The 26,976-nt window shown below is 64.3% G+C and carries 18 protein-coding genes, 1 tRNA gene, 2 rRNA genes and 1 riboswitch (1 of these 22 only partly in view); of the genes, 10 read left to right on the top strand and 11 right to left on the bottom strand.

Annotated features, from left to right (window positions below):
- Nucleotides 1-66: 66 nt before the first annotated feature.
- Nucleotides 67-1,347: a Zn-dependent hydrolase gene (locus DM992_RS35400; RefSeq protein WP_111020897.1), complete on the bottom strand. Its 1,281-nt coding sequence runs from the start codon at nt 1,345-1,347 to the stop codon at nt 67-69.
- 356 nt (nt 1,348-1,703) lie between these two features.
- Here DM992_RS35400 and DM992_RS35395 point away from each other — a divergent pair, with 356 nt between their 5' ends.
- A complete protein-coding gene (locus DM992_RS35395; RefSeq protein WP_111020896.1) occupies nt 1,704-2,402 on the top strand; it encodes a TetR/AcrR family transcriptional regulator in 699 nt (232 codons plus the stop codon).
- A 103-nt stretch (nt 2,403-2,505) separates the two neighbouring features.
- On the opposite strand, the gene betA is transcribed toward DM992_RS35395, so the two are convergent.
- The 4 genes from betA to speB all read right to left on the bottom strand — a co-directional run bounded on the left by betA (nt 2,506) and on the right by speB (nt 8,491).
- Nucleotides 2,506-4,191, bottom strand: coding sequence for a choline dehydrogenase (betA, locus tag DM992_RS35390; RefSeq protein WP_111020895.1), 1,686 nt, complete (start codon nt 4,189-4,191; stop codon nt 2,506-2,508).
- A 40-nt stretch (nt 4,192-4,231) separates the two neighbouring features.
- Nucleotides 4,232-5,710: a cytosine permease gene (locus DM992_RS35385; RefSeq protein WP_111020894.1), complete on the bottom strand. Its 1,479-nt coding sequence runs from the start codon at nt 5,708-5,710 to the stop codon at nt 4,232-4,234.
- A gap of 183 nt (nt 5,711-5,893) precedes the next feature.
- A complete protein-coding gene (locus tag DM992_RS35380; protein WP_111020893.1) occupies nt 5,894-7,402 on the bottom strand; it encodes an aldehyde dehydrogenase family protein in 1,509 nt (502 codons plus the stop codon).
- A gap of 111 nt (nt 7,403-7,513) precedes the next feature.
- The gene (speB, locus tag DM992_RS35375; protein ID WP_111020892.1) at nt 7,514-8,491 is read right to left on the bottom strand and encodes an agmatinase; all 978 of its coding nucleotides are present in this window, start codon (nt 8,489-8,491) and stop codon (nt 7,514-7,516) included.
- Nucleotides 8,492-8,643: 152 nt separating this feature from the next.
- Here speB and DM992_RS35370 point away from each other — a divergent pair, with 152 nt between their 5' ends.
- The 6 genes from DM992_RS35370 (at nt 8,644) to lipA (ending at nt 16,883) form a co-directional block, all read left to right on the top strand.
- Nucleotides 8,644-9,567: a LysR family transcriptional regulator gene (locus DM992_RS35370; protein ID WP_111020891.1), complete on the top strand. Its 924-nt coding sequence runs from the start codon at nt 8,644-8,646 to the stop codon at nt 9,565-9,567.
- Between the two features lie 194 nt (nt 9,568-9,761).
- Nucleotides 9,762-9,848, top strand: a riboswitch (glycine riboswitch).
- 229 nt (nt 9,849-10,077) lie between these two features.
- A complete protein-coding gene (gene gcvH, locus DM992_RS35365; RefSeq protein WP_111020890.1) occupies nt 10,078-10,452 on the top strand; it encodes a glycine cleavage system protein GcvH in 375 nt (124 codons plus the stop codon).
- Nucleotides 10,449-13,328 (top strand): aminomethyl-transferring glycine dehydrogenase, encoded by a 2,880-nt coding sequence (gene gcvP, locus DM992_RS35360; protein ID WP_204356209.1) that lies wholly within the window; start codon nt 10,449-10,451, stop codon nt 13,326-13,328. Before gcvH ends, gcvP begins: the two co-directional genes overlap by 4 nt.
- A gap of 121 nt (nt 13,329-13,449) precedes the next feature.
- Nucleotides 13,450-14,706 carry a serine hydroxymethyltransferase gene (glyA, locus tag DM992_RS35355; RefSeq protein ID WP_111020889.1) on the top strand — a complete coding sequence of 419 codons (1,257 nt, stop codon included), beginning with the start codon at nt 13,450-13,452 and terminating at the stop codon, nt 14,704-14,706.
- Nucleotides 14,707-14,780: 74 nt separating this feature from the next.
- Nucleotides 14,781-15,905, top strand: coding sequence for a glycine cleavage system aminomethyltransferase GcvT (gene gcvT, locus DM992_RS35350; RefSeq protein WP_204356208.1), 1,125 nt, complete (start codon nt 14,781-14,783; stop codon nt 15,903-15,905).
- A gap of 3 nt (nt 15,906-15,908) precedes the next feature.
- Nucleotides 15,909-16,883 carry a lipoyl synthase gene (gene lipA / locus DM992_RS35345; protein ID WP_111020888.1) on the top strand — a complete coding sequence of 325 codons (975 nt, stop codon included), beginning with the start codon at nt 15,909-15,911 and terminating at the stop codon, nt 16,881-16,883.
- A 115-nt stretch (nt 16,884-16,998) separates the two neighbouring features.
- Here lipA and DM992_RS35340 read toward each other — a convergent pair whose 3' ends face one another.
- The 3 genes from DM992_RS35340 to DM992_RS35330 are packed head-to-tail and all read right to left on the bottom strand — an operon-like array spanning nt 16,999 to nt 20,656.
- Entirely contained in the window at nt 16,999-18,189 is a 1,191-nt protein-coding gene (locus DM992_RS35340) for an acetyl-CoA C-acetyltransferase (protein ID WP_111020887.1), read from the bottom strand.
- An 18-nt stretch (nt 18,190-18,207) separates the two neighbouring features.
- Nucleotides 18,208-18,975: a 3-hydroxyacyl-CoA dehydrogenase gene (locus DM992_RS35335; protein WP_111020886.1), complete on the bottom strand. Its 768-nt coding sequence runs from the start codon at nt 18,973-18,975 to the stop codon at nt 18,208-18,210.
- Nucleotides 18,976-18,988: 13 nt separating this feature from the next.
- A complete protein-coding gene (locus DM992_RS35330; RefSeq protein ID WP_111020885.1) occupies nt 18,989-20,656 on the bottom strand; it encodes an acyl-CoA synthetase in 1,668 nt (555 codons plus the stop codon).
- 144 nt (nt 20,657-20,800) lie between these two features.
- On the opposite strand from DM992_RS35330, the gene DM992_RS35320 reads away from it, so the two are divergent.
- From DM992_RS35320 to DM992_RS35310, 3 genes are all read left to right on the top strand, one after another.
- Nucleotides 20,801-21,805: an AraC family transcriptional regulator gene (locus DM992_RS35320; RefSeq protein WP_111020884.1), complete on the top strand. Its 1,005-nt coding sequence runs from the start codon at nt 20,801-20,803 to the stop codon at nt 21,803-21,805.
- Nucleotides 21,806-22,180: 375 nt separating this feature from the next.
- On the top strand, nt 22,181-22,777 hold the full coding sequence (locus DM992_RS35315; RefSeq protein WP_111020883.1) for a hypothetical protein: 597 nt from the start codon (nt 22,181-22,183) through the stop codon (nt 22,775-22,777).
- A gap of 102 nt (nt 22,778-22,879) precedes the next feature.
- Nucleotides 22,880-23,251 carry a nuclear transport factor 2 family protein gene (locus DM992_RS35310; RefSeq protein ID WP_111020882.1) on the top strand — a complete coding sequence of 124 codons (372 nt, stop codon included), beginning with the start codon at nt 22,880-22,882 and terminating at the stop codon, nt 23,249-23,251.
- Between the two features lie 202 nt (nt 23,252-23,453).
- Here DM992_RS35310 and rrf read toward each other — a convergent pair.
- The 3 genes from rrf to DM992_RS35290 all read right to left on the bottom strand — a co-directional run.
- A 5S ribosomal RNA gene (gene rrf / locus DM992_RS35305) occupies nt 23,454-23,566 on the bottom strand.
- A gap of 152 nt (nt 23,567-23,718) precedes the next feature.
- A 23S ribosomal RNA gene (locus DM992_RS35300) occupies nt 23,719-26,600 on the bottom strand.
- 301 nt (nt 26,601-26,901) lie between these two features.
- Nucleotides 26,902-26,976, bottom strand: a tRNA-Ala gene (locus tag DM992_RS35290); it runs 1 nt beyond the window's last position.

The raw sequence follows: 26,976 nt of genomic DNA, 5'->3' as shown, positions 1-26,976 counted from the left end.
GGCGGTCACGCTTAGGAATGCTGCGGTCAGGCGACGCTCAGCCTGCCGGCTGCTACGGTCGATTCGTCATGAAGCCGGCTCGCATGCGCGCGACAACATCGCGTGCAGTAGCACGTTCGCGCCGGCCTCGATCCACGCAGGCGTCGCGTCCTCGATCTCGTTGTGACTGATGCCGTCGACGCACGGCACGAACACCATCGACGTCGGTGCGACCTGCGCCAGATAACATGCGTCGTGCCCCGCGCCCGACACGATGTCGCGGTGCGAGTAGCCGAAGCGATCGGCCGCGCCCCGCACGGCCTCCACGCACGCCGGATCGAACGCGACGGGCTTGTAGTAGAAAATCTGCTCGAGTTCCGTTTCGAGCCCGATGTCGGCCGCAATGCGCGCGACGCCGTCGCGCAGCGCGGCGTCCATCTTCGCGAGCACGGCGTCGTCCGGATGACGGAAATCGACGGTGAAGAACACGCGGCCGGGAATCACGTTGCGCGAGTTCGGATGGACCTGCATCATGCCGACCGTCGCGCAGCCGGACGGCGCGTGATCGAGGCCGATCCGGTTGACGAGATCGACCACGCGCGACGCACCGAGCAGCGCATCGCGGCGGCGCGGCATCGGCGTCGGCCCCGCATGCGCTTCCTGGCCGGTGAACGTGATCTCGTACCAGCGCTGCCCCTGCGCATCGGTCACGACACCGATCGTCTTGCACTCCGCTTCGAGAATCGGCCCCTGCTCGATGTGCAGTTCGAACGCCGCGTGCAGCTTGCGTCCGCCGCACGGCACGTCGCCCGCGTAGCCGATGCGCGCCAGCTCCTCGCCGATCGTCTTGCCGTCGACGTCCTTGCGCGACAGCCCGTACTCGAGCGGGAACACGCCCGCGAACACACCGGACGCAACCATCGCGGGCGCGAAGCGCGAGCCCTCCTCGTTGGTCCAGATCACGACCTCGACCGGATGCTCGGTTTCGATCCCGTGATCGTTGAGACTGCGAATCACCTCGAGGCCGCCGAGCACGCCGTAGATGCCGTCGAACCGGCCGCCCGTCGGCTGCGAATCCGCGTGCGAGCCCGTGACGACCGGCGCCGCGTCGGCCACGCGGCCCGCGCGGCGCATGAACACGTTGCCCATCGTATCGACCGTCACCGTGCAGCCGGCCGCCTTCGCCCAGCCGACGATCAGGTCGCGCCCGGCCTTGTCGAGATCGGTCAGCGCGAGGCGGCACACACCGCCTTTCGGCGTCGCGCCGATCTTCGCGACTTCCATCAGGCTGTCCCATAACCGCTTGCCGTCGACCTTGATCGACGGGTCGAAGACCGGCTGCTTCACTGCTTCCGATACCGCGTTCATTCGCATCGCTCCTGTGGGGTCGGTGATGTCGTCAGCCCGGTCTGTGCCGGTGCATGCAATGCCTGTCTCGGGGCAAACCCGCCCATGCGCGGTGCATGCCCCGGTCGTGCGTGAAGTTCGTCCGGCGAATCGTCGGAACCGCGTTGCGCCGCTCGCCGAATCCTGTCCGATTGGACAGGTTTTAGACGATCAAAATGACCAAAGCAATGTCTTTCTTTCGTGGTTCGATAGAGCGAGAAACGTGCCATCGCAACGCAGCATCGCCGCGGATGCATCGTGTCCGCGCGCGTGCGTTCGACGCGAATCAGCGGCTAGAATGAAGCCCAACGCGGCATGCCCGCCGCGCGAGGGTAACGATGAGACATGACGAGGCGGCAGCCGAAGCGACCGACAGCGACGAAACGTCCGTGCCTTTGCGGCGACGCAAGGCGCACATCCGCGAGTCCAACGAAGCGCATCTGCTCGCTTGTGCGGAGGCCGTATTCGCGGAGCGCGGGCTCGACGGCGCGAGCACCGCGATGATCGCGGAACGCGCCGGCCTGCCGAAAGCGAACCTGCATTACTACTTCCCGACGAAGCTCGCACTGTACCGCCGCGTACTCGACGACCTGTTCGAGGACTGGCATCGCGCGGCCGGCTCGTTCGAAGCAAGCGACGATCCGGTGGAAGCGATCGGCGGCTACGTGCGCGCGAAGATGGATCTGTCGCGGCGGCGCCCGCTCGGCTCGAAGGTCTGGGCCAACGAGATCATCCATGGCGCGGAGCACATGCAGGACATCCTGTCGCAACGCGTGAAGCCGTGGTTCGACACGCGCGTGAAGGTGATCGACGGCTGGATCGCGCGCGGGCTGCTCGCGCCGATCGACGCACATGCACTGATGTACCTGATCTGGGCGACCACGCAGCACTATGCGGATTTCGATGCGCAGATCCGCGCGCTGAGCGGCAAGCGTGCGTTCACGCGAAAGGCGTTCGACGAGAAGACCGAGCAGGTCGTGCAGCTCGTGATACGCGCGTGCGGCGCGGTGTCGCCGAACGCGAAGCACGCGCCGTGACCGGGTCGCATGTCCCGTGCGCGCGGCCGGTGCCCGGCACGACCGTACCGACCACGCCGGTCGCGCGCGGCCGGCCCGACCGACGCGCGACGCTGCATCACACTTACACGGCAACCTTGCGCTTGGGCATCCCGGTGCGCTGCTGCGCCTCCCATCGCTCGACGAAGCCGACCGCTGCATCGGACGGCTCGAGCGTCTTGCGGCCGCGCACGAGATCGGCGGCGCGTTCGGCCAGCATGATGGTCGGCGCATTCAGGTTCCCGTTCGGCTCGGTCGGGAACACCGACGAATCGATCACGCGCAGGCCCTGAACGCCGCGTACACGCAATTCGGAATCCACCACCGCCATGTCGTCCTCGCCCATCCGGCACGAACCGCACGGATGCATCGTGCTTTCCATGTTGGCGCGCACGAACGCATCGATTTCGTCGTCGGTCTTCACGTCCGGGCCGGGCGCCAGTTCCACGCCTCGGAAGCGGTCCATCGCCGGCTGCCCGACGATCTCGCGGGTCAGGCGCACGCAACGGCGGAAGCCCTCGCGGTCTTCCTCCCGGTCGAGATAGTTGAACCGGATCTCGGGATGCTCGTACGGATCGGCGGATCGGACCCGCACATGCCCACGGCTCTTCGGCTTGTTCGGCCCGGTGAGCACCATGAAGCCGTGCCCCTTGTACGGCTTGTCGCCGTCGTAACGCATGGCTGCCGGCAGAAAGTGGAACTGGATGTCCGGCCAGCGCAGGCCGGCTTCGGACCGGATGAAACCGCCCGCTTCGAAATGGTTGCTGGCGCCCAGCCCGTCCTTGAACAGCAGCCAGCGCAGGCCGATCATCGCCTTGCCGAGCAATCCCATCTTGCCGTTGAGCGACACCGGTTCCTTGCACTGGTACTGAATGTAGATTTCCGAGTGATCCTGCAGATTCTCGCCAACGCCCGGCAGGTCGTGCAGGACCTCGATCCCGGCCTTGCGCAACGCGGCGGCCGGCCCGATGCCGGAGCGCTGCAGCAGATGCGGCGAGCCGATCGGCCCGGACGACACCAGCACCTCGCGCGTACAGCGAACCGTATGCCGGACGCCGCCCTGTTCATAGATCACGCCGACCGCGCGCTTGCCTTCCATCAGGATCTGACGCGTCATCGCGTGCGTGACGACCGTCAGGTTCGGACGTTGCATCGCCGGGCGCAGATACGCGTTGGCGGTCGACCACCGTACGCCGTTCTTGACCGTCATGTGCATCGCGCCGAACCCTTCCTGCATGTAGCCGTTGCAATCGTCGGTCTTGATGTAGCCGGCATCGGCGCCCGCTTCCACCCACGCGCCGTACAACGGATTCCGCATGTTGTTGCCGTTGTTGGTGCTGAGCGGGCCGTCCGCGCCGCGGTATGCGTCGCCGCCGAACTTGTAGCTCTCCGCCTTGCGGAAATACGGCAGGCAATTGCGGTATCCCCAGTCGCGGGCGCCAAGCGATTCCCATTCGTCGAAATCGCACGCATGGCCGCGAATGTAGACGAGGCCGTTGATCGACGACGATCCGCCCAGCACCTTGCCGCGCGGGCAATGCAGGCGGCGTCCGTCCAGGTGCGGCTCCGGTGCGGTCTCGTAGTGCCAGTTGAACTTCTTCGTATTCATCGGCATCGAGAACGCGCTCGGCATCTGGATGATGACGCTGCGATCGCTCCCGCCGTATTCCAGAACCAGCACGCTGACGTTCGAATCCTCGGTCAGGCGGTTCGCCAGCACGCATCCCGCCGACCCGGCGCCCACAATGATGTAATCGTAGTGTTTAGTCATCTTGATTATCCAGATCGATGAATGATCCGCGAGCGCCGCGTCAGCCGCGCTTTTTCTCGCCGGTCGTGTATTCCGGCATGAGCTCTTCGATATGCGCGATTTCCGCTTCCTCGGGCCGCAGGTCGAGCGAGCGGCAGAGCATGTAATAGGCGAGCGCCGACACGATCAACCCCACCAGCCACGCCAGATCGACACTGCCCATCGCCTTCGCCAGCGGACCGACGTACACCTCGCGATCGCCGTCGAAGATGCAGAAGAACGGGATCATCGCGACGAATCCGATCAGGTACGACAGCAGCCCGCGCCCGCCCCAGTTCCCGTACAGGCTGTCGTGCGGGCGGAAGAAATGCGGCACCGCGTAACGGCCCTTGCGCACGAAGAAGTAGTCGGTCAGGTTGACTGCCGTCCACGGCACCAGGAAATACAGCATCACCACCAGATAGATGTTGAGCACCGACAGGCCGGACCCCGACTCGTAGATGCGCAATGCCACCCCGAACTGCAGCAGCACGACGAACAGGATCGCCAAGATCCGCACCTTCGCGGTCGGCTTGATCTTCCGGAACGAATCCACGCTGGTGATGGCCGTGAGCTTGGCGCTGTAGATATTCATCGCGATCACCGGGAGGAACGCGAAGATGGTGATGGCCACGACCACGGCGCCCAACTGCGGCGCGACGCCGGCGCCGACCGTATGGAGCGCGACGAGCACGTCGGTCGCGTGCAGGTGCGCACCGAGCCATCCGCCCACTGCGATCATCCACGCGCCGGACAGCGACGCGCCGACGAACACCGCCGCAATCAGCCTGCCGCTCGGGGTGTTCTTCGGCAAATAGCGCGAATAGTCCGACACGTACGGCGCGTACGCGATGTTGTAGCTGGCCGCCGCCGCGAACTGGGCGATGAAGCCGGTCCAGTTGAAGCCCAGTCGAGCGGCGGGCACGCCTGCCGCCGCCGGCGCGTCATGGACCCATCCCGTCAGCACGGCCAGCGTCACGAGCCCGTAAAGCGGCAGTGACAGATAGAGCGACCATTTGAACGTCCGGTGCATCCAGTCGTGGCCCAGGATGGCGAGGATCGTCGCCGGCACGGTCACGACCAGCGCGACCTGCATCGGGTCCCAATGAAACAGCGTCTTGAGACCCTGCATCATCAGCACGAGGTTGACGATGTTGAAGCCCGCGAAAACGAACAGCGTCGCCAGCAGCACGAGCACCACACCGCGATAGCCGAACTGCGCGCGCGACTGGATCATCTGCGGCAGGCCGAGATGCGGGCCCTGCGAGCCGTGGAACGCCATGAACAGCGTGCCGAACATGATGCCCAGCGTGCCGGAAACGGTCGTCCAGAACGAATCGAGTCCGACGCTCGGCCCGACGAAGCCGATGGTCATCGTGAAGAACGTGAAGTTGCCGACGAACCAGAACGGCCCCTGGCTGGACAGCTTGTCCGTGCGTTCGCTTTCCGGGACGAAGTCGATCGAACGCGCTTCAATCGCGCTCGGGTCGCCGTGCGACACCTACAATACGTTTGTTTCTGCTTGCATGTCGTACCCCATGATCGCAAAGGGTAAAGCAGGATCAATTCATCAGACCTGTTCCGACGAACGGGCCGATGTTTCCATTTCAGGATCATGCCGCCTGCGGCCGGCTGCGGGTTCTTGCCACGCATGCCGGCGCAGCGGCACATCACGCGCAACGGCTCAGGGTAGCGTAATGCAGACCGCCTTGGTCTCCATCAGGTAGTCGAGCTGCTCCGGTCCCAGGTCCTTGCCGAATCCGGACGTCTTGAATCCGCCGAACGGCAACGCCGGATCGATGGTGCTGTGCGCGTTCACGTAGACCGTGCCGGCCTGCAATTGCGGAATCAGGCTGTGCACGCGCCCCAGGTCGTTCGAATAGATCGCAGCAGCGAGGCCGAACGCCGAATCGTTCGCGAGCGCCACGCCTTCGTCGAGCGTGTCGAACGGCGCGGTCACGAGTACCGGGCCGAAAATCTCCTCCCGGACGATGCGCATGTCGTTACGGCAATTCGCGAAGATCGTCGGTTCGACGAAATGACCGGGGCCCGCGTGCGGACGCCCGCCGTAATAGCACTCGGCGCCCTCCCGGATGCCGGCTTCGATATACGACAGCACCGTATCCTTCTGCCTGGCCGACACGAGCGGGCTGATGAAGCAGTCGCGGTCGAGGCCGGGCGCGATCTTCAGCGTCGACGTGTAGTCGGCCAGCGCCGCGAGGAAATCGTCGTAGATGTCGCGATGAATATAGGCGCGGGTGCCCGCGTCGCAAACCTGCCCCGAGTTGAAGAACACGCCGTTGGCCACGGCCTGCGCAGCGGCGCCGATATCGGCATCGTCGAGCACGAGCACGGGCGATTTCCCGCCAAGCTCCAGCGTCACGCGCTTGATGCTCTGCACCGCGTTCTGTCCGACCGTGCGGCCGACCGGCGTCGAGCCCGTAAAAGTCAGCTTGTCGATGCCCGGGTGGCTCGCCATCGCGGCGCCGATCACGCTGCCGCGCCCGGTCACGATGTTGACCACGCCGTCCGGAATACCCGCTTCCTGAACCAGTTCGGCAAACCGCAGCGTCGACAGCGACGTGAGTTCGGCCGGCTTGACGACGGTCGTGCAGCCGACCGCCAGCGCAGCCGCCAGCTTCCACGCCATCGTCTGCAGCGGATAGTTCCACGGCACGATCGCGCCCACGACGCCGATCGGCTCCTTGCGCGTATAGGCCAGATAGTTGCCGGGCAGCGACGGCTCGACCGTGCGCCCATGCAGCTTGGACGCCCAGCCGGCGAAATAGCGGAACGTGTCGACGGTGCCCTGGATGTCGATCGCACGGGCCTGCGCGACGGATTTCCCCATGTCGATCGATTCGATCTCCGCCAGCTCGTCGGCATGGGTTTCGATCAGGTCGGCCAGCCGGTGCAGCAGGCGTTCGCGTTCCAGCGGCTTGAGACGGCGCCATTCGCCGTGGTCGAACTGACGACGCGCCGCCGCGACGGCGCGGTCGAGATCGGCCGTGGTCGCAAACGGAATCTGCGTGATGACGCCTTCGGTCGAGGGCTCGGTCACGTTGCTGAACTGGCCATCGCTGCCGTCTACCCATTCTCCGCCGATGAACATCTTCATCGGCGTGGCCAGAAAGCTGCGGGTCGCCTGGGAAACGCCATGGCGATCGAGATATTGCGCGACTACGGCATCCATTTTGCTCTTCCTTGATAGCCTGCCGGGCCCTCGCGACGAGGTTCGCCGGGCCGTGCGGTGATGACTTCGGACGTGCTCCGGGACGTCGGCCCCGGTTCCGGATACGAACGCTCAGCGTCCCTTCGCGAGGCTGCGCGCGTGGAAAATGAAGCCGATGCTGTTCAACAGCAACTGCGCGGCGAGGATCGACGTCGTGCCGGTCGGGTCGTAAGCCGGCGCCACTTCCACCAGGTCCACGCCGATGATGTTGCCGCGGCTGCGCTTCGCGAGCGCCTGGATGATCTCGAGCACTTCGTAGTACTGGAAGCCACCGTGACTCGGGGTGCCCGTGCCCGGCGCGATCGACGGATCGAATCCGTCGATGTCGATCGTGATGTAGTACGCGCAGCCCTGCGGAATCTGCTCGAGCACGCCTTCGGTGCCGAGGCGCCGGACGTCGCGTACCGACAGGATGTTGGAGCCCGCCGCACGCGCCGCGTCGTAGTCGCTGCGGTTGGACGACGATACGTTGCGGATGCCGAGCTGCGTCATGCCGGCGATATGATCCATCTCCGACGCACGGCGCAGCGGATTGCCGTGGCCGTATCGCACGCCGTGGCGCTCGTCGACGAAGTCGAGGTGCGCATCGAAATGCACGATGTGAATCGGCCCGCGGCCCTCGAACGCCTTGATCACCGGCGCATGCACGGAGTGATCTCCGCCGAGCACCACCGGCATCGCACCGGCGGCGAGAATCTTGCGCACGGCCAGTTCGATGTTGGCGTTGCTCGAGACCATGTCGGTATGCACGATGTCCGCATCGCCGACGTCCACCATGCGAACCTGATCCTCGGTCAGGTACAGCGCGTCGTCCTCGTGATCGTAGGCGCCCGCGTGCCCGAACGAAAACAGCGTCGACGCCTCGCGAATGCCGCGCGGGCCGAAACGCGCGCCGGAACGCCACTGGGTGCCCATGTCGTTCGGTGCGCCGAGGATCGCGACATCCGCGTCGATGTGTTCCCAGTCGAGGCACACCGGCGCTTTCGCGAAGGTGCAGTGACCGACGAACGGCAGGTTCAGCCTGCCTTGCTCATAGCTGTTGCTCTGCATTGTCTCCGTCTCCAATCGATGGATCTGTTTTCATCCGCACGGTGGTCCGTGCGCTTGCCTTTGCAGCCACTATGGGCAAAAATTTTCACCGGAAAAATAGAAAGCATCCGATGTTCATATCGACATTTCCGATGCAATGAACGGAGCGAGACATGAAACAATTGCAGGACGTCGACCTGAAGCTGCTCAGGATTTTCATGACCATCGTGAAATGCGGCGGCTTCTCCGCCGCGCAGGCGGCACTGAACGTGAGCCAGTCGACCATCAGCGAGCAGATGACGAGCCTCGAAACGCGCCTGGGCGTCAAGTTGTGCGAGCGCGGGCGCAGCGGCTTTCGTCTGACGGAACACGGCGTCGCGACCTACGAATCCGCGCAGCGCCTGTCGCTCGCGGTCGAGGCGTTCTGCATGGACACCCATGCGCTCAAGCAACGCATCTCGGGCAAGCTCCATCTCGGCATCATCGACAACACCGTCACCGACACCGACAGCGTGCTGCCGCGCGCGCTGCGCCAGTTCGTGTCGCGCGGCCACGACGTCCAGCTCGACATCTACATCGGCACGCCGGCCGAACTCGAGGAGCGCGTGCTGGACGGGCGGTTGCACATCGCGATCGGGCACTTTCCGCTCACCGTCGCCGGCCTGTCCTATACGCATTTGTACGAGGAACCCGACGGGCTTTACTGCAGTCGTTATCACCCGCTCTTTTCGAGCGACGCCACCGGCGATGCGCTGATCGATCGCATCCGGCAAAGCCAGGTGGTCGCCCGCGCGTTTCTGCAACAGCGCGATCTGCAGCTGCTCGAAAGCGGCAGCGCCGCTGCGACCGTCGACAACGTCGAAGCGCAAGCGATCCTGATCCTGACGGGCGCCTATCTCGGCTTTCTGCCCACGCACTACGCGAAGCAATGGGTCGACGCCGGCCAGATGCGCCAGATCGCATCGGAACAGCTGACGTCGACCTGGCCGTTCTCGTCGATTACGCGGCGCGGCGCCGCGCAGCCGACCGTGCTGCGCGCATTCGTCGACGATCTGATGGCGCATGTGAAGCGCCACGCCCCGTCAGCGGACAGATAGTCGGCATCGGATATTCATTTCGGACTCCACCGAAGTATCGGCTCGCCGCGATCGCCGCAAAGCGTTGTCGCGCAACGCATTTCATCGTCGTCGTGATGCCCGCGCCGCGCATCGGCATCCGTGTGCCGCATGCGCCGGGTTCGAATGGAGTGTTGACAGCGCGGCACGCGTGCGACTAGATTGTCGCCAGCTACAGGGATGTGTCAGGAGAGACCGCCACCCGGCGGCGCCGAAGGGGAATCGCCCCAGAAACTCTCAGGCAAAAGGACTGACGCATCGACTAGCGCTCTGGAGAGTAGGCCTCTGGTCGCCGACCAAGCCTCGCCGAAGGAGAAGCGTCCCGTCGGGTCGCGCAATCTCTCAGGCAAATGGACAGAGGGGGCATCAGGCACGCAGCCTGGAATGCCCCTGTCAGGTCCGGATGCCGACACATCGATCATCCCCCCGCCATTGCACTTCCGGCTTGCGTTTGCCGTTTCACTCAACGCAACCCTGTCAGGAAGAGAGCACATGAGCGAGGTCAGGTACACCGAATCCCACGAATGGCTGCGTCTGGAAGACGATGGCAGCGCAACGGTCGGCATCACCGATCATGCGCAGTCGCAGCTGGGCGATCTGGTCTATGTCGCGCTGCCGGGCGAAGGCGCGGCCTTTGCGCAGCACGACGAGGCCGCCACCGTCGAGTCGGTCAAGGCCGCCGGCGAGATCAAGATGCCGGTATCCGGCACCGTGCTGGCGACGAACGCCGCCCTTGGCGACACGCCGAGCCTCGTAAACGAATCGGCGGAAAGCGCCGGCTGGTTCTTCAGGATGCGTGTCGACCGCCCGGACCAGCTGGCCGGGTTGATGGACGCCGCCGCGTATCGCGCGTATATCGGCGAATGACGGAGACGACCATGAGCGCTTTCGATTCCGTCGCGCAGCGCGAGCTGTTCGTCCGCCGCCACATCGGCCCCGACGCTGACGAGCAGGCAGCGATGCTGGCCGAGCTCGGCGTGGATTGCGTCGACGAACTGATGAAGCAGGTGGTGCCGGCAACGATCCGCAGCGATGCGCCGCTCGCGCTGCCCGCGAGCTGCACCGAGGCCGAGGCCCTGAACAGGCTGGCCGCGCTGGCGAGCCGCAACCAGGTGTTCCGGTCCTTCATCGGCATGGGATACCACGACACCCACACCCCGCCGGTGATCCAGCGCAACGTGCTGGAAAATCCGGCCTGGTACACGGCCTACACGCCGTACCAGCCGGAAATCTCGCAAGGCCGCCTGGAAGCGCTGCTCAACTTCCAGACGATGATCGCCGATCTGACCGGCCTCGAAATCGCCAATGCGTCGATGCTCGACGAAGGCACGGCCGCCGCCGAAGCGATGACGTTCTGCCAGCGCCTGGCGAAGTCGGACAGCCGCGTGTTCTTCGTCGCACGCGACTGTCACCCGCAAACGATCGAGATCATCCGCACGCGTGCGGAGCCGATCGGCATCGAGGTCGTCGTCGGCGATCCGCGCCGCGATCTGGCCGGCGTCGGCTGTTTCGCCGCGCTTCTGCAATACCCGGGCACCTTCGGCGACATCCACGATTACCGGAGCGTCGTCGAAACCCTGCACGCCAACGGCGCGATGGCCGTGGTCGCCGCCGACCTGCTCGCGCTGACGCTGCTCGTGCCGCCGGGCGAATTCGGCGCCGACGTCGCGATCGGCACCACGCAGCGCTTCGGCGTGCCGCTCGGCTACGGCGGCCCGCATGCCGGCTATTTCGCCACACGCGATGCGTTCAAGCGCACGATGCCGGGGCGGCTGGTCGGCGTATCGGTCGACTCGCACGGCCGCCCGGCGCTGCGCCTCGCGATGCAGACACGCGAGCAGCACATCCGGCGCGAGAAGGCCACCAGCAACATCTGCACGGCGCAGGTGCTGCTCGCCAATATCGCCGGCTTCTATGCGGCCTACCACGGCCCGCTTGGCCTGGCCACGATCGCGCGCCGCGTCCACCGCCTCACGGCGACGCTGGCTGCGGGGCTGCGTCAGCTCGGCCATGCCGTGCCGACCGAGTACTGCTTCGATACCGTCACGGTCAACAGCGGCGGCCATACGGATGCCGTGCATGCGGCGGCGAACGCGCACCGCGTCAACCTGCGCGCGATCAGCGACCGGCAGGTCGGCATCGCACTCGACGAGACGACCACGCCCGACGACGTGGTCATGCTCTGGTCGATCTTCTCGAACGGCAGGGCCGTTCCCGATTTCGCGGTCGTGGAAGCGGCCACCGCCGACGCGCTGCCCGCTCCGCTGCTGCGCCGCAGCGCGTTTCTCGCGCATCCTGCGTTCAACAGCCACCATTCGGAAACGCAGATGTTGCGCTACCTGCGCCGGCTCGCCGATCAGGATCTCGCGCTCGACCGCACGATGATTCCGCTCGGCAGTTGCACGATGAAGCTGAACGCCACCGTGGAAATGATGCCGATCACGTGGCCCGCGTTCGCGAAGCTGCACCCGTTCGCGCCGGCCGAACAGGCCGACGGCTATCGCGCGCTCGCGCAGGAACTCGAAGCGATGCTGTGCACGATCACCGGATACGACGCGGTGTCGCTGCAGCCGAACGCCGGCTCGCAAGGCGAATACGCGGGCCTGCTCGCAATCCGCGCGTATCACGCGAGCCGCGGTGAAGCGCAGCGCGACGTCTGCCTGATTCCGTCGTCGGCGCACGGCACCAACCCCGCCTCGGCGCAGATGGTCGGCATGCAGGTCATCGTCGTCAAATGCGACGACGCGGGCAACGTCGACATCGACGACCTCGCCGCCAGGGCCGTCCAGTACAGCACCAGACTGGCCGCGATCATGATCACCTATCCGTCGACGCACGGCGTGTTCGAGGCGCGCGTGCGCGATGCATGCGACATCGTCCACGCGCACGGCGGCCAGGTATACATCGACGGCGCGAACATGAACGCGCTGGTCGGCCTCGCGCAGCCCGGCGCGTTCGGCGGCGACGTGTCCCACCTGAACCTGCACAAGACCTTCTGCATCCCGCACGGCGGCGGCGGGCCGGGCGTCGGCCCGATCGGCGTGAAGTCCCATCTGAAGCCGTTCCTGCCCGGCCACCGGGAAGGCCGCGTGCCCGGCATCGGCGCGGTGTCCGCGGCCCCGCTCGGCAGCGCGGGCATCCTGCCGATCACGTGGACCTACATCACGCTGATGGGGTCCGGCGGGCTCAAGCGCGCGACCGAGACGGCGATCCTCAACGCGAACTACATCGCCAGCCGCCTCGCGCCGCACTATCCGATCCTCTATGCAGGCCCGAACGGACGCGTCGCGCACGAATGCATCATCGACCTGCGGCCGCTGAAGGACAGCAGCGGCATCAGCGTCGACGACGTCGCAAAACGCCTGATCGACTTCGGATTTCACGCACCGACGATGAGCTTTCCGGTGGCGGGCACGCTGATGATCGAGCCGACCGAGTCGGAATCGAAGGCGGAACTCGACCGGTTCATCGACGCGATGATCGCGATCCGCGCCGAAATTGCGGCGGTGGAAGCCGGCACGCTGGACGCGAACGACAATCCGCTGAAACACGCGCCGCACACGGCGGATGAACTCGTCGGCGACTGGCGTCACGCGTATTCGCGCGAGCAGGCGGTCTATCCGCATGGCGTCGCGAAGATGGCTTCGGCCAAGTACTGGCCGCCGGTTTCGCGCGTCGACAACGTGTACGGCGACCGCAACCTGGTGTGCTCGTGCCCGCCGATCGACGCGTATCAGTCATAAAACGAGCAACGCCCGCGACTACCGCACTCAACCCATACAGATGCGCAGGAGACGCGCATGCGCCAACACCCGGCCGGGTGTTGCGCACGGCCACGCGGCTCCGGCGCCAGGAGAAAGACGAATGTTCGGCAAAGACATGAAAATCGAAGGTTACGACGATGAACTGTGGACGGCGATGGAGCGCGAGCGCATTCGCCAGGAAGACCATATCGAACTCATCGCCTCGGAAAACTACACGAGCCCGCGCGTGATGCAGGCGCAGGGCTCGGTGCTGACCAACAAGTACGCGGAAGGTTATCCGGGCAAGCGGTACTTCGGCGGCTGCGAATTCGTCGACGTCGCGGAGCAACTGGCGATCGACCGCGCGAAGGCACTGTTCGGCGCAGACTACGCGAACGTGCAGCCGCACTCCGGCAGCCAGGCGAACGCCGCCGTCTACATGGCGCTGCTCGAGCCGCACGACACGATACTCGGCATGAGCCTCGCGCACGGCGGCCACCTGACGCATGGCGCGCACGTGAACTTCTCGGGCAAGCTCTACCGGGCCGTGCAATACGGACTGAACGTCGAAACCGGCGAGATCGACTACGACCAGGTCGAGGCACTGGCCCGGGAGCACAAGCCGAAGCTGATCATGGCCGGCTTCTCCGCGTACTCGCGCGTGGTGGACTGGGCCCGCTTCCGCCAGATCGCCTACGCGGTGGGCGCGTACCTGTTCGTCGACATGGCTCACGTGGCCGGCCTCGTCGCGGCCGGCCTGTATCCGAACCCGCTGCCCCACGCCGACGTGGTGACCACGACGACCCACAAGACGCTGCGCGGCCCGCGCGGCGGCCTGATCCTCGCTCGCGCGAACCCGGAGATAGAGAAAAAGCTCAACTCGATCGTTTTCCCCGGCATCCAGGGCGGCCCGCTGATGCACGTGATTGCCGCGAAGGCCGTCGCGTTCAAGGAAGCACTGTCGCCCGAATTCAAGGCTTATCAGCAGCAGGTGCTGGCCAATGCCCGCGCGATGGCCGCCGTGTTCGTCGAGCGCGGCTACGACATCATCTCCGGAGGGACGGACAACCACCTGTTCCTCGTGAGCCTGATTCGTCAGGCGCTGACGGGCAAGGCTGCCGATGCGGCGCTGGGCAGCGCGCACATTACCGTGAACAAGAACGCGGTGCCGAACGATCCGCAGAGCCCGTTCGTCACCAGCGGGATCCGCATCGGCACACCGGCCATCACGAGCCGCGGTTTCAGGGAAACCGAATCCCGCGCGGTAGCCGGCTGGATCTGCGACATCCTGGCCGACATGGAGAACCCGTCGGTCGTCGAGCGCGTCAAGCGGCAAGTCGCCGAACTGTGTAGTGCATTCCCGGTATACGGCAAGTAGCGATCTCCGAAACCATCGCGTAGCCGCTCCCCCGGGCAACATCGATGGCCCGGGGGCATAGCAAATGTTCAGGAATGACGATGACCACCCAACTTTCCCGTACCCCACTCCACGCGCTGCACCTCGAACTCGGGGCGAAGATGGTTCCGTTCGCCGGTTACGAGATGCCCGTGCAATATCCGCTCGGCGTATTGAAAGAGCATCTGCATACGCGCGACAAGGCAGGCCTGTTCGACGTCTCGCACATGGGCCAGGTCAGGCTGTCTGGCGCGGATGCCGCTGCCGCGCTCGAAACGCTCGTACCGATCGACGTCATCGATCTCCCGGCGGGCATGCAGCGTTACGCGCTGTTCACGAACGAGCAAGGCGGCATTCTCGACGACCTGATGATCACCCGCTTCGGTCACGACGAGTTGTACGTGGTCGTCAACGCCGCCTGCAAGGCGCAGGACGTCAGCCATCTGAAGAACGGGATAGGCCATCGTTGCGACGTCGCCGAACTGACCGACCGGGCGTTGCTGGCGCTGCAGGGGCCGGCCGCCGCATCGGTGCTGGGCCGCCTCGCTCCCGCGCTGGCTGAACTGACCTTCATGCAAAGCACCCGTATCGAACTGGCCGGTGCGCAATGTTATGTCAGCCGCTCCGGCTACACGGGCGAGGACGGTTACGAGATCTCGGTACCGGCCGACCGTGCGCAAGCGCTGGCGCGCCTGCTGCTCGCCGATCCCGAGGTCGAGCCGATCGGCCTCGGCGCACGCGACTCGCTTCGTCTCGAAGCCGGCCTGTGCCTCTACGGCCACGACATCGATAGCGGCACCACGCCGATCGAAGGCAGCCTGCTGTGGGCCATCTCCAAAGTGCGCCGCCCGGATGGTGCGCGCGCCGGCGGGTACCCGGGCGCAGACATCGTCGCGCGGCAACTCGCCGACGGAGTGCAAAGGAAGCGCGTCGGCTTCGTCGTGAACGACAAGGTGCCGGTGCGTGAAGGTGCCGAGATCACCGATCTCGACGGCCGGACGGTCGGCAAGGTCACGAGCGGCGGGTTCGGCCCGACTTGCGGCGGCCCGGTGGCCATAGGATATGTCGCCACCCGTTGCGCGGCACTCGGCACGACGCTGAACGCGATCGTTCGCGGCAAACCGGTCCGGATGGAAGTGGCCAGGGCCCCGTTCGTTCCGCAACGATACTATCGGGGCTGAGCCATGACAAACACGGCAACCCGCCCTGCATCGATGGCCGCCGGAACCAAGCTCTCCGCTGCCGAAAAGATGGCGCGCATCCCCGTGAAGATCGTCGCCACCGAGCCCGCAGGCATGTTGCGCAAGCCGGAATGGATTCGTGCGGCCTTTCCCGGCTCGCCCGAGGTCATGGCGCTCAAGAAGGTCCTGCGCGAACAGAAACTCCACACGGTTTGCGAAGAAGCCAGTTGTCCCAACCTCGGCGAGTGCTTCAGTCACGGGACGGCAACCTTCATGATCATGGGCGACATCTGCACGCGGCGCTGCCCGTTCTGCGATGTCGGTCATGGTCGCCCGAATCCGCTCGATCCGGACGAGCCCGCGCGGCTAGCCGAAACCATCGCTGCGATGCGGCTCAAGTACGTCGTGATCACGTCGGTGGATCGCGACGACTTGCGCGATGGCGGCGCCGCGCACTTCGCAGCCTGTATTCGAGCGGCACGACGGGACAATCCGCAACTCAGGATAGAAGCGCTGACGCCGGATTTCCGCGGGCGGCTCGACGTCGCATTGAACCTGCTCACCGCCTCTGCGCCGGACGTGTTCAACCACAATCTGGAAACCGTGCCGCGCTTGTACCGCGAAGCGCGTCCGGGCGCCGACTATCGGCATTCGCTCGATCTGCTGAAGGCATTCAAATCCACGTTGCCGAACGTGTCGACCAAGTCGGGCCTGATGCTGGGTCTCGGCGAGCAGATCGACGAAGTCGAGCAGGTGATGCTCGACTTGCGCGCACATGACGTGGATATGCTGACACTCGGCCAGTACCTGCAACCGACGCGCCACCATCTGCCCGTGAAGCGCTTCGTCACCCCGGCGGAATTTGCCCGGTTGCGGCAACGCGCGCTCGCGCTCGGGTTCAGCCAGGTCGCGTCAGGGCCGATGGTGCGCTCGTCCTATCACGCCGATCTGCAGGCGCGAGGCGAAACGGTCGAATGACCGCAATGCGTCGGCACGCGACCGCATCGCGCGTTTTTCGCCGACGATGACGCAGGCGGTACGGCATGCGAGCCGTATCGCCTGCGCACACGACGCACGCGTTACTCGTTACTCGTTACGCGACGCGTTCGATCGCGATCGCCGTCGCCTCGCCGCCGCCGATGCACAGCGACGCGACGCCGCGCTTCAGGCCATACGTTTCGAGCGCAGCCAGCAGCGTTACCATCACGCGCGCGCCCGATGCGCCGATCGGGTGCCCGAGCGCGCACGCGCCGCCGTGCACGTTGACCTTCTCGTGCGGCAGGTCGAGATCGCGCATCGCGGCCATCGGTACCACCGCGAACGCTTCGTTGATCTCGAACAGATCGACGTCGCGCAGGTTCCAGCCGGTTTTCTCCGACAGCTTGCGCAGCGCGCCGACCGGCGCGGTCGCGAACAAGCCCGGCTTGTCCGCATAAGTCGAATGCCCGACGATCACGGCCTTCGGCGTAAGGCCCAGGCTCTCCGCTTCCGAGCGGCGCATCATCACCAACGCGGCCGCACCGTCCGAGATCGACGACGCGTTCGCTGCCGTCACCGTGCCGCCTTCGCGGAATGCCGGCTTCAGTGTCGGGATCTTGTCGAGCTTCGCCTTGCCCGGCTGCTCGTCGATCGACACGACGGCTTCGGTCTTGCCGGCCTTCACGGTCACCGGTGCGATCTCCGACACGAATTGCCCTTCGGCGATCGCGCGTTGCGCGCGCGTCAGCGACGCGATCGCAAACGCATCCTGCGCTTCGCGCGTGAACTGATACGCCTGCGCGCAATCCTCCGCGAACGTGCCCATCAGGCGGCCTTTTTCATACGCGTCCTCGAGCCCGTCGAGGAACATGTGGTCGAGCACCTGGCCGTGGCCCATCCGCATCCCCGCGCGCGCTTTCGGCAGCAGGTACGGCGCATTCGTCATGCTTTCCATCCCGCCCGCGACGGCCACGCCCGCCGAACCTGCAAGCAGCAGGTCGTGCACGAACATCGCGGCCTTCATCCCCGAGCCGCACATCTTGTTGACCGTGGTCGCGCCCGCCGCGAGCGGCAGCCCGGCCTTCAGCGCGGCCTGCCGCGCCGGCGCCTGGCCCTGCCCGGCCGGCAGCACGCAGCCGAACACGATTTCATCGATGCGCTCGGCCGGCACGTTCGCGCGCTCGAGCGCCGCGCGAATCGCCACCGCGCCGAGCTCGCTCGCGCTGGCCGCGGCCAGGTCGCCCTGAAAACCGCCCATCGGCGTGCGCGCCATACCTACGATTACGATCGGATCCTGAGTCGTCATGATTCGCTTCCTCCAGTGTCAGCGCGGTGCCATGCGCAACGCGCCATCGAGACGGATGACTTCGCCGTTCAGCATCGTGTTCTCGGCGATGTGGCGCACCAGCGCCGCAAATTCTTCCGGGCGGCCGAGCCGCGGCGGGAACGGCACGCTCTTGCCGAGCGCATCCTGCACGTCCTGCGGCATGCCGGCCATCATCGGCGTCGCGAAGATGCCCGGCGCGATCGTCACGACACGAATGCCGAACCGCGCGAGTTCGCGCGCGATCGGCAGCGTCATGCCCACCACGCCGCTCTTCGATGCCGCATACGCGGCCTGCCCGATCTGCCCGTCGAACGCCGCGACCGACGCGGTGTTGACGATCACGCCGCGCTCGCCTTCCGCGTCGGCATCCTGCTTCGACATCGCTTCGGCAGCCAGCCGGATCATGTTGAACGTGCCGACGAGATTGATCGACACCGCGCGCGCGAAGCGGTCCAGCGAGTGCGGACCGTCGCGGCCGACGACCTTCTCGCCGGGTGCGACGCCCGCGCAGTTGACGAGCGCGTCGATGCGGCCGAACGCGTCGCGCGCGGCCGCAACGGCTGCCTGCCCGTCGGCTTCGCTCGTCACGTCGGTCTTCACGAAGCGCGCGGCCGCGCCGAGTTCGTGCGCGAGGCTCGCACCGGCATCGTCATTGACATCCAGCAGCACGGCCTTGCCGCCGTGCGCGACGACCATGCGCGCCACCGCGGCACCGAGGCCCGAACCGGCGCCCGTAATCAGAAAAACGCGATCCTTGATATTCATTAGCAATCCGTATTCAGGGTTGAGCGGCCTTCTCGGCTTCCATCTTGCGCAACACGAAGCGCTGGATCTTGCCGCTCGGGGTTTTCGGCAGCGCGTCGACGAAGTCGATCGCGCGAGGATAGGCGTGGGCGGACAGCCGCCGCTTCACATGCTGGCTCAGTTCCTCGGCCAGCGCCGGCGAGCCGTCGAAGCCCTTCGACAGCACGACGAACGCCTTGACGATCTCCGTGCGCTCCGGATCCGGCACGCCGATCACGGCGGCTTCGCTGACGGCCGGATGCTCGATCAGCGCGCTTTCCACGTCGAACGGGCCGATCCGGTAGCCGGACGACGTGATCACGTCGTCCGCGCGGCCGATGAAGCTCACGGTGCCGTCCGGCTCCAGCTCGACGTTGTCGCCGGTCCGGTAGTAGCCGCCCGCGATCGCCGGCGTGTCCTGCTGCCAGTAGCCGTGGAACCACAGCAGCGGCGAGCGAGCGATGTCGATCGCGAGGTTGCCCGGCTCGCCGGGGCCGAGCTCGCGGCTCGCTTCGTCGAGCACCGCGACGCGATAGCCGGGCATCGCGAAGCCGGCCGAGCCGGCGTGCACGACGTGCGCGAGGCCGTGATGATTGTTCACGACCATCCCGAGTTCGGTCTGGCCGTAGTGATCGTAGATCGGCGCGCCGAGCGCCGCGTCGAACCAGCGCACGACTTCCGGATTCAGCGGCTCGCCCGCGCTGCTGACCACGCGCAGCTTGCCCTTCACGCGCGCCGCCGCTTCCGTACCTGCCGCCATCAGCATCCGGTATGCGGTCGGCGAGCCGGCGAGGCTCGTGATGCCGAGCCGTTCGATCACGTCGTACGTGCTGTCGACCGTGAAGCCGCCCTCGTAGAGCGTCGTCGCGTGACCCAGCAGCAGCGGGCCCGTGATGGCGTAATAGAGGCCGTACGCCCAGCCTGGATCGGCGATGTTCCAGAACCGGTCGCCTTCGCGCAGGTCGACCGCGTCGCGCATGTACGTGCCGAACGCGAGCAGCGCGCGCAGCGGCACTGGCACGCCCTTCGGCAAGCCCGTCGTGCCCGACGTCGACATCATCATGAACAGGTCCGTGCCCTTGCGCAGCACCGGCTCGAACGTGTCGGGCTGCGCGTCGAGCGCCGCGCGGAAATCGATGTCGCGCTCCGGCAGCGACTCGCCCGGCGCGCGCACCGTCGCAACCGGCGGGCAATCGGCGATCTCGTCGAGCTTGGCGCGATTCGCGACGTTGGTCACGACCAGGCGCGCATCGCTCATCCGCAGACGGTGCTCGATCGCCTTCGGGCCGAACGCGGTAAACAGCGGCTGATAGACGGCGCCCGCGCGCCACGTGCCGAGGATCGTCGCGACGAGTTCGGGCGTGCGCGGCAACAGGCCGGCCACCACGTCGCCTGGCTTCACGCCCTGCGCGACCAGCAGGTTCGCCACGCGTGCCGACAGCGCCTGCAGCTGCGCGAACGTGAAGCGGCGGTGCTGCCCGCCCGCATCGATCCAGTCGAGCGCGATCGCGTCCGCCGATGCGTGCCGGTCGCAGCATTCGACACATGCGTTCAGGCCGCGCTCCAGGTCGCCGTGCAGATGCGCGGCGGCGGTCTCGATACTGAACCGGGCCACGGCGTCGGCGTAGGCCGGCACCGCCCGGGCGGTTGCTCCATCAGGCATGCGTGTCTCCTGTTCGTTATGACCGCCGTCGGGCCAGCGGCGCGACGGGGATACATCGATAGTAGACAGCCGGCACATTGCAATCAATGACAAACAGAATCTAGAATCGTGATCGCTTTTGCCATGTCGGGAGGACGGAGGAAAATGGGGCCGCAGATGATTTCGCCGGATTTCGTCGACGACGCGCTCGCGTGCCTGCGCCGGCAGCGCATCGCCACGGAGCCGGTGCTGCGCGCCGCCGGCCTGCCAGCCATCGTGCGCGAGCCCGTCACGCCGCAACAGTACGGCCGCCTGTGGCTCGCGATCGCCGGTACGATCGACGACGAATTCTTCGGGCTCGCCGCGCGCCCGATGCGGCAAGGCAGCTTCAAGCTGCTGTGCCACGCGGTGCTGCACGCCGGCACGCTCGACAAGGCGCTGCGGCGGGCGCTGCAGTTCCTGCGCGTGGTGCTCGACGAGCCGCACGGCGAGCTCGTCGTGGCCGACGGGCAGGCGCAGATCGTGCTGACGCAGTCGGGCGCGCCATATCCGGCATTCGCGTACCGGACGTTCTGGCTGATCCTGCTCGGCGTCGCATGCTGGCTGACCGGCCGGCGCATCCCGCTGCAGCGCATCGATTTCGCGTGCCCGAGCCCCGACCAGCGCAGCGACTATCACCAGTTCTTCGGCGTGCCCGTGCATTTCGACCGCCCCGACAGCCGGCTCGCATTCAACGCCGCGTATCTCGCGCTGCCGACGATCCGCTCCGCACAGGCGCTGAAGACCTTCCTGCGCGGCGCGCCCGGCAACCTGCTGGTCCGCTACCGGCATGACACGGGCTGGGTCGCGAAGACGCGCGCGCACCTGAAGGCGCTGCCCGCCGCCGAGTGGCCCGACTTCGATTCGCTGGCCGTCCGCCTCGGCACGACGCCCGCGACACTGCGGCGGCGTTTGCGCAGCGAAGGGCAGAGCTTCGCTGCGATCAAGGACGAGTTACGCGGCGCGCTGGCCCAGTCGCTGCTGCGCGGGCGCGCGCTCAGCGTCGCGGAGATCGCGGCCGAGCTCGGCTTCACCGAGCCGAGCGCATTTCATCGCGCGTTTCGCAAATGGACGGGCACGAGCCCCGGCGCGTTCCGGCGCGACGTGCATGCGGCGAATCCGGAGCCCTGAATCGCGCGCGGATGATGCGGGTCGTACATAGCGGATACGGAGCCCCTCGTCACACGACGCTGATAACGATGCGAAGCGCCAGCTGCTGTCCGCGACCGATGCCTAACGGCAAACGACCGACAAGCCACCACCGCTCCCGTACCGATGCAAGGTCATTTCTATTCATTCGGCCGTCGTGCAGTGGGTGCTCCAGCTGCTTCACGATCCCTGGGCCGTTTGTTTGCGTTCGTGTGCGTTTGACCGCATCGATCGCCGGCATCGGCATTCCGGTGCGATGCACCGCGCGACTGCCCGCGGTGCTGCCCGACGCGACGTTGCGCAGCGGCCCTTCCGACCACATACTGGTCGGCCTGTACGAACAAGGTTGCGTCGAGGGTGAGTGTCGATCAGGGTGCCGCTTCGATCTTTGGCGTTATCGGAACTGCCGTGTCTTTGCTGGCAGCGATTCCGTACGCGCTCGCGATCTACCGGCGCACCGTTCGCCCGCATCTGTTCACGTGGCTCGTGTGGTCGGTCGTCACGGCGATCGCGGCGGCCGGCCAGTTCGTTGCGGGTGCGGGGCCGTCCGCGTGGTGCACGGCGGCGATTGCCGTTACGTGCTTCCTGACGCTGGTGGCCAGCATTTTTCGCGGCGAACGCGGCTGGACAGCCATCGACTGGTTTTTCCTGTGCGCAGCCCTTTCGGCCATTCCGCTGTGGATGCTGACCGACGATCCGACGGTCTCGATCTGCCTGGTCACGCTGATCGAGCTTGCCGGTCTCGGGCCGACCGTCCGCAAGACGATCCGCAATCCGTGGAGCGAGAGCCTTGCCTATTTCGCGCTGTGCGTGCTCAAGTACGCGCTGGCGCTGCTGGCACTGAGCACGTGGAGTATCGCTGTTGCGTTCTATCCGGCCGTCAACATCATCGCGTCGATCGGCATCTGCCTGATCATGCTGGTTCGACGTCAATCGCTGTCGAATGCGCGGTAGGCCCGTTCCGTCGCCGCTGTGTTCGAAACACGTTGCGTGCCGCAACAGGTCACAACCGATGAGCGAAACCACACACCTTCAAAGATGACGCGAGGTCCCGATATGGATGCAATCCGTACAGTCATCGAACCCTACGAAGCTGCGCTTCGGGCTGCGATGCTGGCCAACGATGTCGACGCGCTCGATGCGTTGCTGGACGACGATCTGGTGTTCACCGTTCCAACCGGACAGGTCATCTCGAAGGAGCACGATCTGTCCACGCATCGCGCGAAGCTGCTGCGTCTCGACGGACTCGATTTCCATGAAACGCATGCACGCGCGATCGGCGAGATGATCCTGACCACGACAAAGGCGACGCTCGCCGGCCGTTTTAACGGCGCTGCGTTCGACGGCACGTTTGCCTATACGCGCCTGTGGCGTCGATCGGGCGCCGGCTGGCGCATTGTCGCCGGGCATGCATCGCAGATCATGTAACCCTCGCCAGATAGGTGAGGGAGAGGGAAGCGATATGGCTCACCGTGTCGCGCTCGAGAGAACCGAGGCGACCGACGGTCGTGGGTGAGTTGCTGTTGATGCGACGAAAAGGGCGCGCTACCCCCTGCGGGACGCGGCACGCATTTGCGCCGCGCCAATGCAAAAACCCCCGCCTTTTGGGCGGGGGTTTCTGGCTTAGGGAGCCTGACGATTACCTACTTTCACACGGGAATCCGCACTATCATCGGCGTAGAGTCGTTTCACGGTCCTGTTCGGGATGGGAAGGGGTGGGACCGACTCGCTATGGTCATCAGGCAAAGAGGGTTGTCGCGCTGCTTCGCAGCGCGACCAATCGGGAAGAAGCAGTAATTAGGTTGTGTGTATCACACACGAGAATCCAACTTGTCGCTCTGGATCTTGCAGCCAGTGCTTTCGCACGGCGCCGATCTACAAGGCAGACTTGTTATAGGATCAAGCCTTACGGGCAATTAGTATCAGTTAGCTGAACGCATTACTGCGCTTACACACCTGACCTATCAACGTCCTGGTCTCGAACGACCCTTCAAGGGGATCTAGTCCCCAGGGATATCTCATCTTAAGGCGAGTTTCCCGCTTAGATGCTTTCAGCGGTTATCTCTTCCGAACATAGCTACCCGGCGATGCCACTGGCGTGACAACCGGTACACCAGAGGTTCGTCCACTCCGGTCCTCTCGTACTAGGAGCAGCCCCCTTCAAATATCCAACGCCCACGGCAGATAGGGACCAAACTGTCTCACGACGTTTTAAACCCAGCTCACGTACCTCTTTAAATGGCGAACAGCCATACCCTTGGGACCGGCTACAGCCCCAGGATGAGATGAGCCGACATCGAGGTGCCAAACACCGCCGTCGATATGAACTCTTGGGCGGTATCAGCCTGTTATCCCCAGAGTACCTTTTATCCGTTGAGCGATGGCCCTTCCATACAGAACCACCGGATCACTATGACCTGCTTTCGCACCTGCTCGACTTGTCGGTCTCGCAGTTAAGCACGCTTATGCCATTGCACTATCAGCACGATTTCCGACCGTACCTAGCGTACCTTCGTACTCCTCCGTTACGCTTTGGGAGGAGACCGCCCCAGTCAAACTGCCTACCATGCACTGTCCCCGACCCGGATCACGGGCCAAGGTTAGAACCTCAAACAAACCAGGGTGGTATTTCAAGGACGGCTCCACCGAAACTAGCGTTCCGGTTTCATAGCCTCCCACCTATCCTACACAGATCGGTTCAAAGTCCAATGCAAAGCTACAGTAAAGGTTCATGGGGTCTTTCCGTCTAGCCGCGGGTAGATTGCATCATCACAAACACTTCAACTTCGCTGAGTCTCGGGAGGAGACAGTGTGGCCATCGTTACGCCATTCGTGCAGGTCGGAACTTACCCGACAAGGAATTTCGCTACCTTAGGACCGTTATAGTTACGGCCGCCGTTTACCGGGACTTCAATCAAGAGCTTGCACCCCATCATTTAATCTTCCGGCACCGGGCAGGCGTCACACCCTATACGTCCACTTTCGTGTTTGCAGAGTGCTGTGTTTTTATTAAACAGTCGCAGCCACCAGTTTATTGCAACCCCTTCACCCTCCTGGCGCAGGCCAGTCAAGCTACAAGGGCGTACCTTATCCCGAAGTTACGGTACCAATTTGCCGAGTTCCTTCTCCCGAGTTCTCTCAAGCGCCTTAGAATACTCATCTCGCCCACCTGTGTCGGTTTGCGGTACGGTCATCGTTAGACTGAAGCTTAGAGGCTTTTCTTGGAACCACTTCCAATTGCTTCGCTCCCTAAGGAGCTCGCGCCACACCCTTGAATTACGCGCCCGGATTTGCCTAAGCGCCTTCTCCAATGCAGCGACCGGGACTTCCAACACCCGGACAACCTTCCGCGATCCGTCCCCCCATCGCATCTAACAATGGTGCAGGAATATTGACCTGCTTCCCATCAGCTACGCATTTCTGCCTCGCCTTAGGGGCCGACTCACCCTACGCCGATGAACGTTGCGTAGGAAACCTTGGGCTTACGGCGAGGGGGCCTTTCACCCCCTTTATCGCTACTCATGTCAGCATTCGCACTTCCGATACCTCCAGCACGCTTTTCAACGCACCTTCGCAGGCTTACGGAACGCTCTCCTACCATGCGTGCAAAGCACGCATCCGCAGCTTCGGTATATAGCTTAGCCCCGTTACATCTTCCGCGCAGGACGACTCGATCAGTGAGCTATTACGCTTTCTTTAAAGGGTGGCTGCTTCTAAGCCAACCTCCTGACTGTTTTAGCCTTCCCACTTCGTTTCCCACTTAGCTATATTTGGGGACCTTAGCTGGCGGTCTGGGTTGTTTCCCTCTTGACACCGGACGTTAGCACCCGATGTCTGTCTCCCGTGATTGCACTCTTCGGTATTCGGAGTTTGCTATGGCGGGGTAATCTGCAATAGACCCCCCAACCATGACAGTGCTCTACCCCCGAAGGTGAGACACGAGGCACTACCTAAATAGTTTTCGGAGAGAACCAGCTATTTCCAAGTTTGTTTAGCCTTTCACCCCTATCCACAGCTCATCCCCTAACTTTTCAACGTTAGTGGGTTCGGACCTCCAGTACGTGTTACCGCACCTTCATCCTGGCCATGGATAGATCACTTGGTTTCGGGTCTACGCCCAGCAACTGAACGCCCTATTCGGACTCGCTTTCGCTACGCCTGCCCTATACGGTTAAGCTTGCTACTGAACGTAAGTCGCTGACCCATTATACAAAAGGTACGCCGTCACCCCTTACGAGGCTCCGACTGTTTGTATGCATGCGGTTTCAGGATCTATTTCACTCCCCTCCCGGGGTTCTTTTCGCCTTTCCCTCACGGTACTGGTTCACTATCGGTCGATCACGAGTATTTAGCCTTGGAGGATGGTCCCCCCATCTTCAGACAGGATTTCACGTGTCCCGCCCTACTTGTCGCACACCTAGTTCTTTCATACTGTTTTCGCCTACAGGGCTATCACCTGCTATGGCCGCACTTTCCAGAGCGTTCGGCTAACAATACAAATAAAGAGTGCAAGGCTCATCCCATTTCGCTCGCCACTACTTTGGGAATCTCGGTTGATTTCTTTTCCTGCGGTTACTTAGATGTTTCAGTTCACCGCGTTCGCTTCACTGGACCTATGTATTCAGTCCAGGATGACCCAAAAGGGCCGGGTTTCCCCATTCGGACATCTACGGATCAAAGCTCGTTTGCCAGCTCCCCGTAGCTTTTCGCAGGCTACCGCGTCCTTCATCGCCTGTGATCGCCAAGGCATCCACCACATGCACTTGTTCGCTTGACCCTATAACGAGTCTGTCTCGTCGACAGTCGCTACAGGTTGAGTTCTCGCGTTGTGCCGTATTCCAAATTGAGTCAAACATAGAGTTCGAATCATCTTGAGATACATCGATACAATCACAACCCGGATAACTTCCACGTCCATCTCAAGACGCTTCCGCTATCCAAATTACTTACTTCTTCCAGATTGTTAAAGAACGACAGCCGATACCTACTACGTATCACTCTGACTGGCTCAATCGCCAATGGCAAATGCTCGTCTCACACATCACTTTCGTGTGAGCCAAACGCTTCCCATTGAAGATTGGTGGAGGCAGACGGGATCGAACCGACGACCCCCTGCTTGCAAAGCAGGTGCTCTCCCAGCTGAGCTATGCCCC

Origin of the sequence: Burkholderia sp. JP2-270 (genome assembly GCF_003233675.1) — a bacterium.
GTDB classification, from domain to species: Bacteria; Pseudomonadota; Gammaproteobacteria; order Burkholderiales; family Burkholderiaceae; genus Burkholderia; species Burkholderia pyrrocinia_C.
Note: the sequence above shows the minus strand (reverse complement) of the source record. Positions and strands in the feature narration are given on the sequence as shown.

Coding starts and splice junctions, on each gene's coding strand:
- glyA (WP_111020889.1), top strand. CDS start 13,450: ATGTTCGGCAAAGACATGAAAATCGAAGGTTACGACGATGAACTGTGG.
- DM992_RS35400 (WP_111020897.1), bottom strand. CDS start 1,347: ATGAACGCGGTATCGGAAGCAGTGAAGCAGCCGGTCTTCGACCCGTCG.
- DM992_RS35335 (WP_111020886.1), bottom strand. CDS start 18,975: ATGAATATCAAGGATCGCGTTTTTCTGATTACGGGCGCCGGTTCGGGC.
- DM992_RS35310 (WP_111020882.1), top strand. CDS start 22,880: ATGGATGCAATCCGTACAGTCATCGAACCCTACGAAGCTGCGCTTCGG.
- DM992_RS35395 (WP_111020896.1), top strand. CDS start 1,704: ATGAGACATGACGAGGCGGCAGCCGAAGCGACCGACAGCGACGAAACG.
- betA (WP_111020895.1), bottom strand. CDS start 4,191: ATGACTAAACACTACGATTACATCATTGTGGGCGCCGGGTCGGCGGGA.
- DM992_RS35370 (WP_111020891.1), top strand. CDS start 8,644: ATGAAACAATTGCAGGACGTCGACCTGAAGCTGCTCAGGATTTTCATG.
- DM992_RS35320 (WP_111020884.1), top strand. CDS start 20,801: ATGGGGCCGCAGATGATTTCGCCGGATTTCGTCGACGACGCGCTCGCG.
- gcvH (WP_111020890.1), top strand. CDS start 10,078: ATGAGCGAGGTCAGGTACACCGAATCCCACGAATGGCTGCGTCTGGAA.
- DM992_RS35330 (WP_111020885.1), bottom strand. CDS start 20,656: ATGCCTGATGGAGCAACCGCCCGGGCGGTGCCGGCCTACGCCGACGCC.
- gcvT (WP_204356208.1), top strand. CDS start 14,781: ATGACGATGACCACCCAACTTTCCCGTACCCCACTCCACGCGCTGCAC.
- speB (WP_111020892.1), bottom strand. CDS start 8,491: ATGCAGAGCAACAGCTATGAGCAAGGCAGGCTGAACCTGCCGTTCGTC.
- DM992_RS35340 (WP_111020887.1), bottom strand. CDS start 18,189: ATGACGACTCAGGATCCGATCGTAATCGTAGGTATGGCGCGCACGCCG.
- lipA (WP_111020888.1), top strand. CDS start 15,909: ATGACAAACACGGCAACCCGCCCTGCATCGATGGCCGCCGGAACCAAG.
- gcvP (WP_204356209.1), top strand. CDS start 10,449: ATGACGGAGACGACCATGAGCGCTTTCGATTCCGTCGCGCAGCGCGAG.
- DM992_RS35380 (WP_111020893.1), bottom strand. CDS start 7,402: ATGGATGCCGTAGTCGCGCAATATCTCGATCGCCATGGCGTTTCCCAG.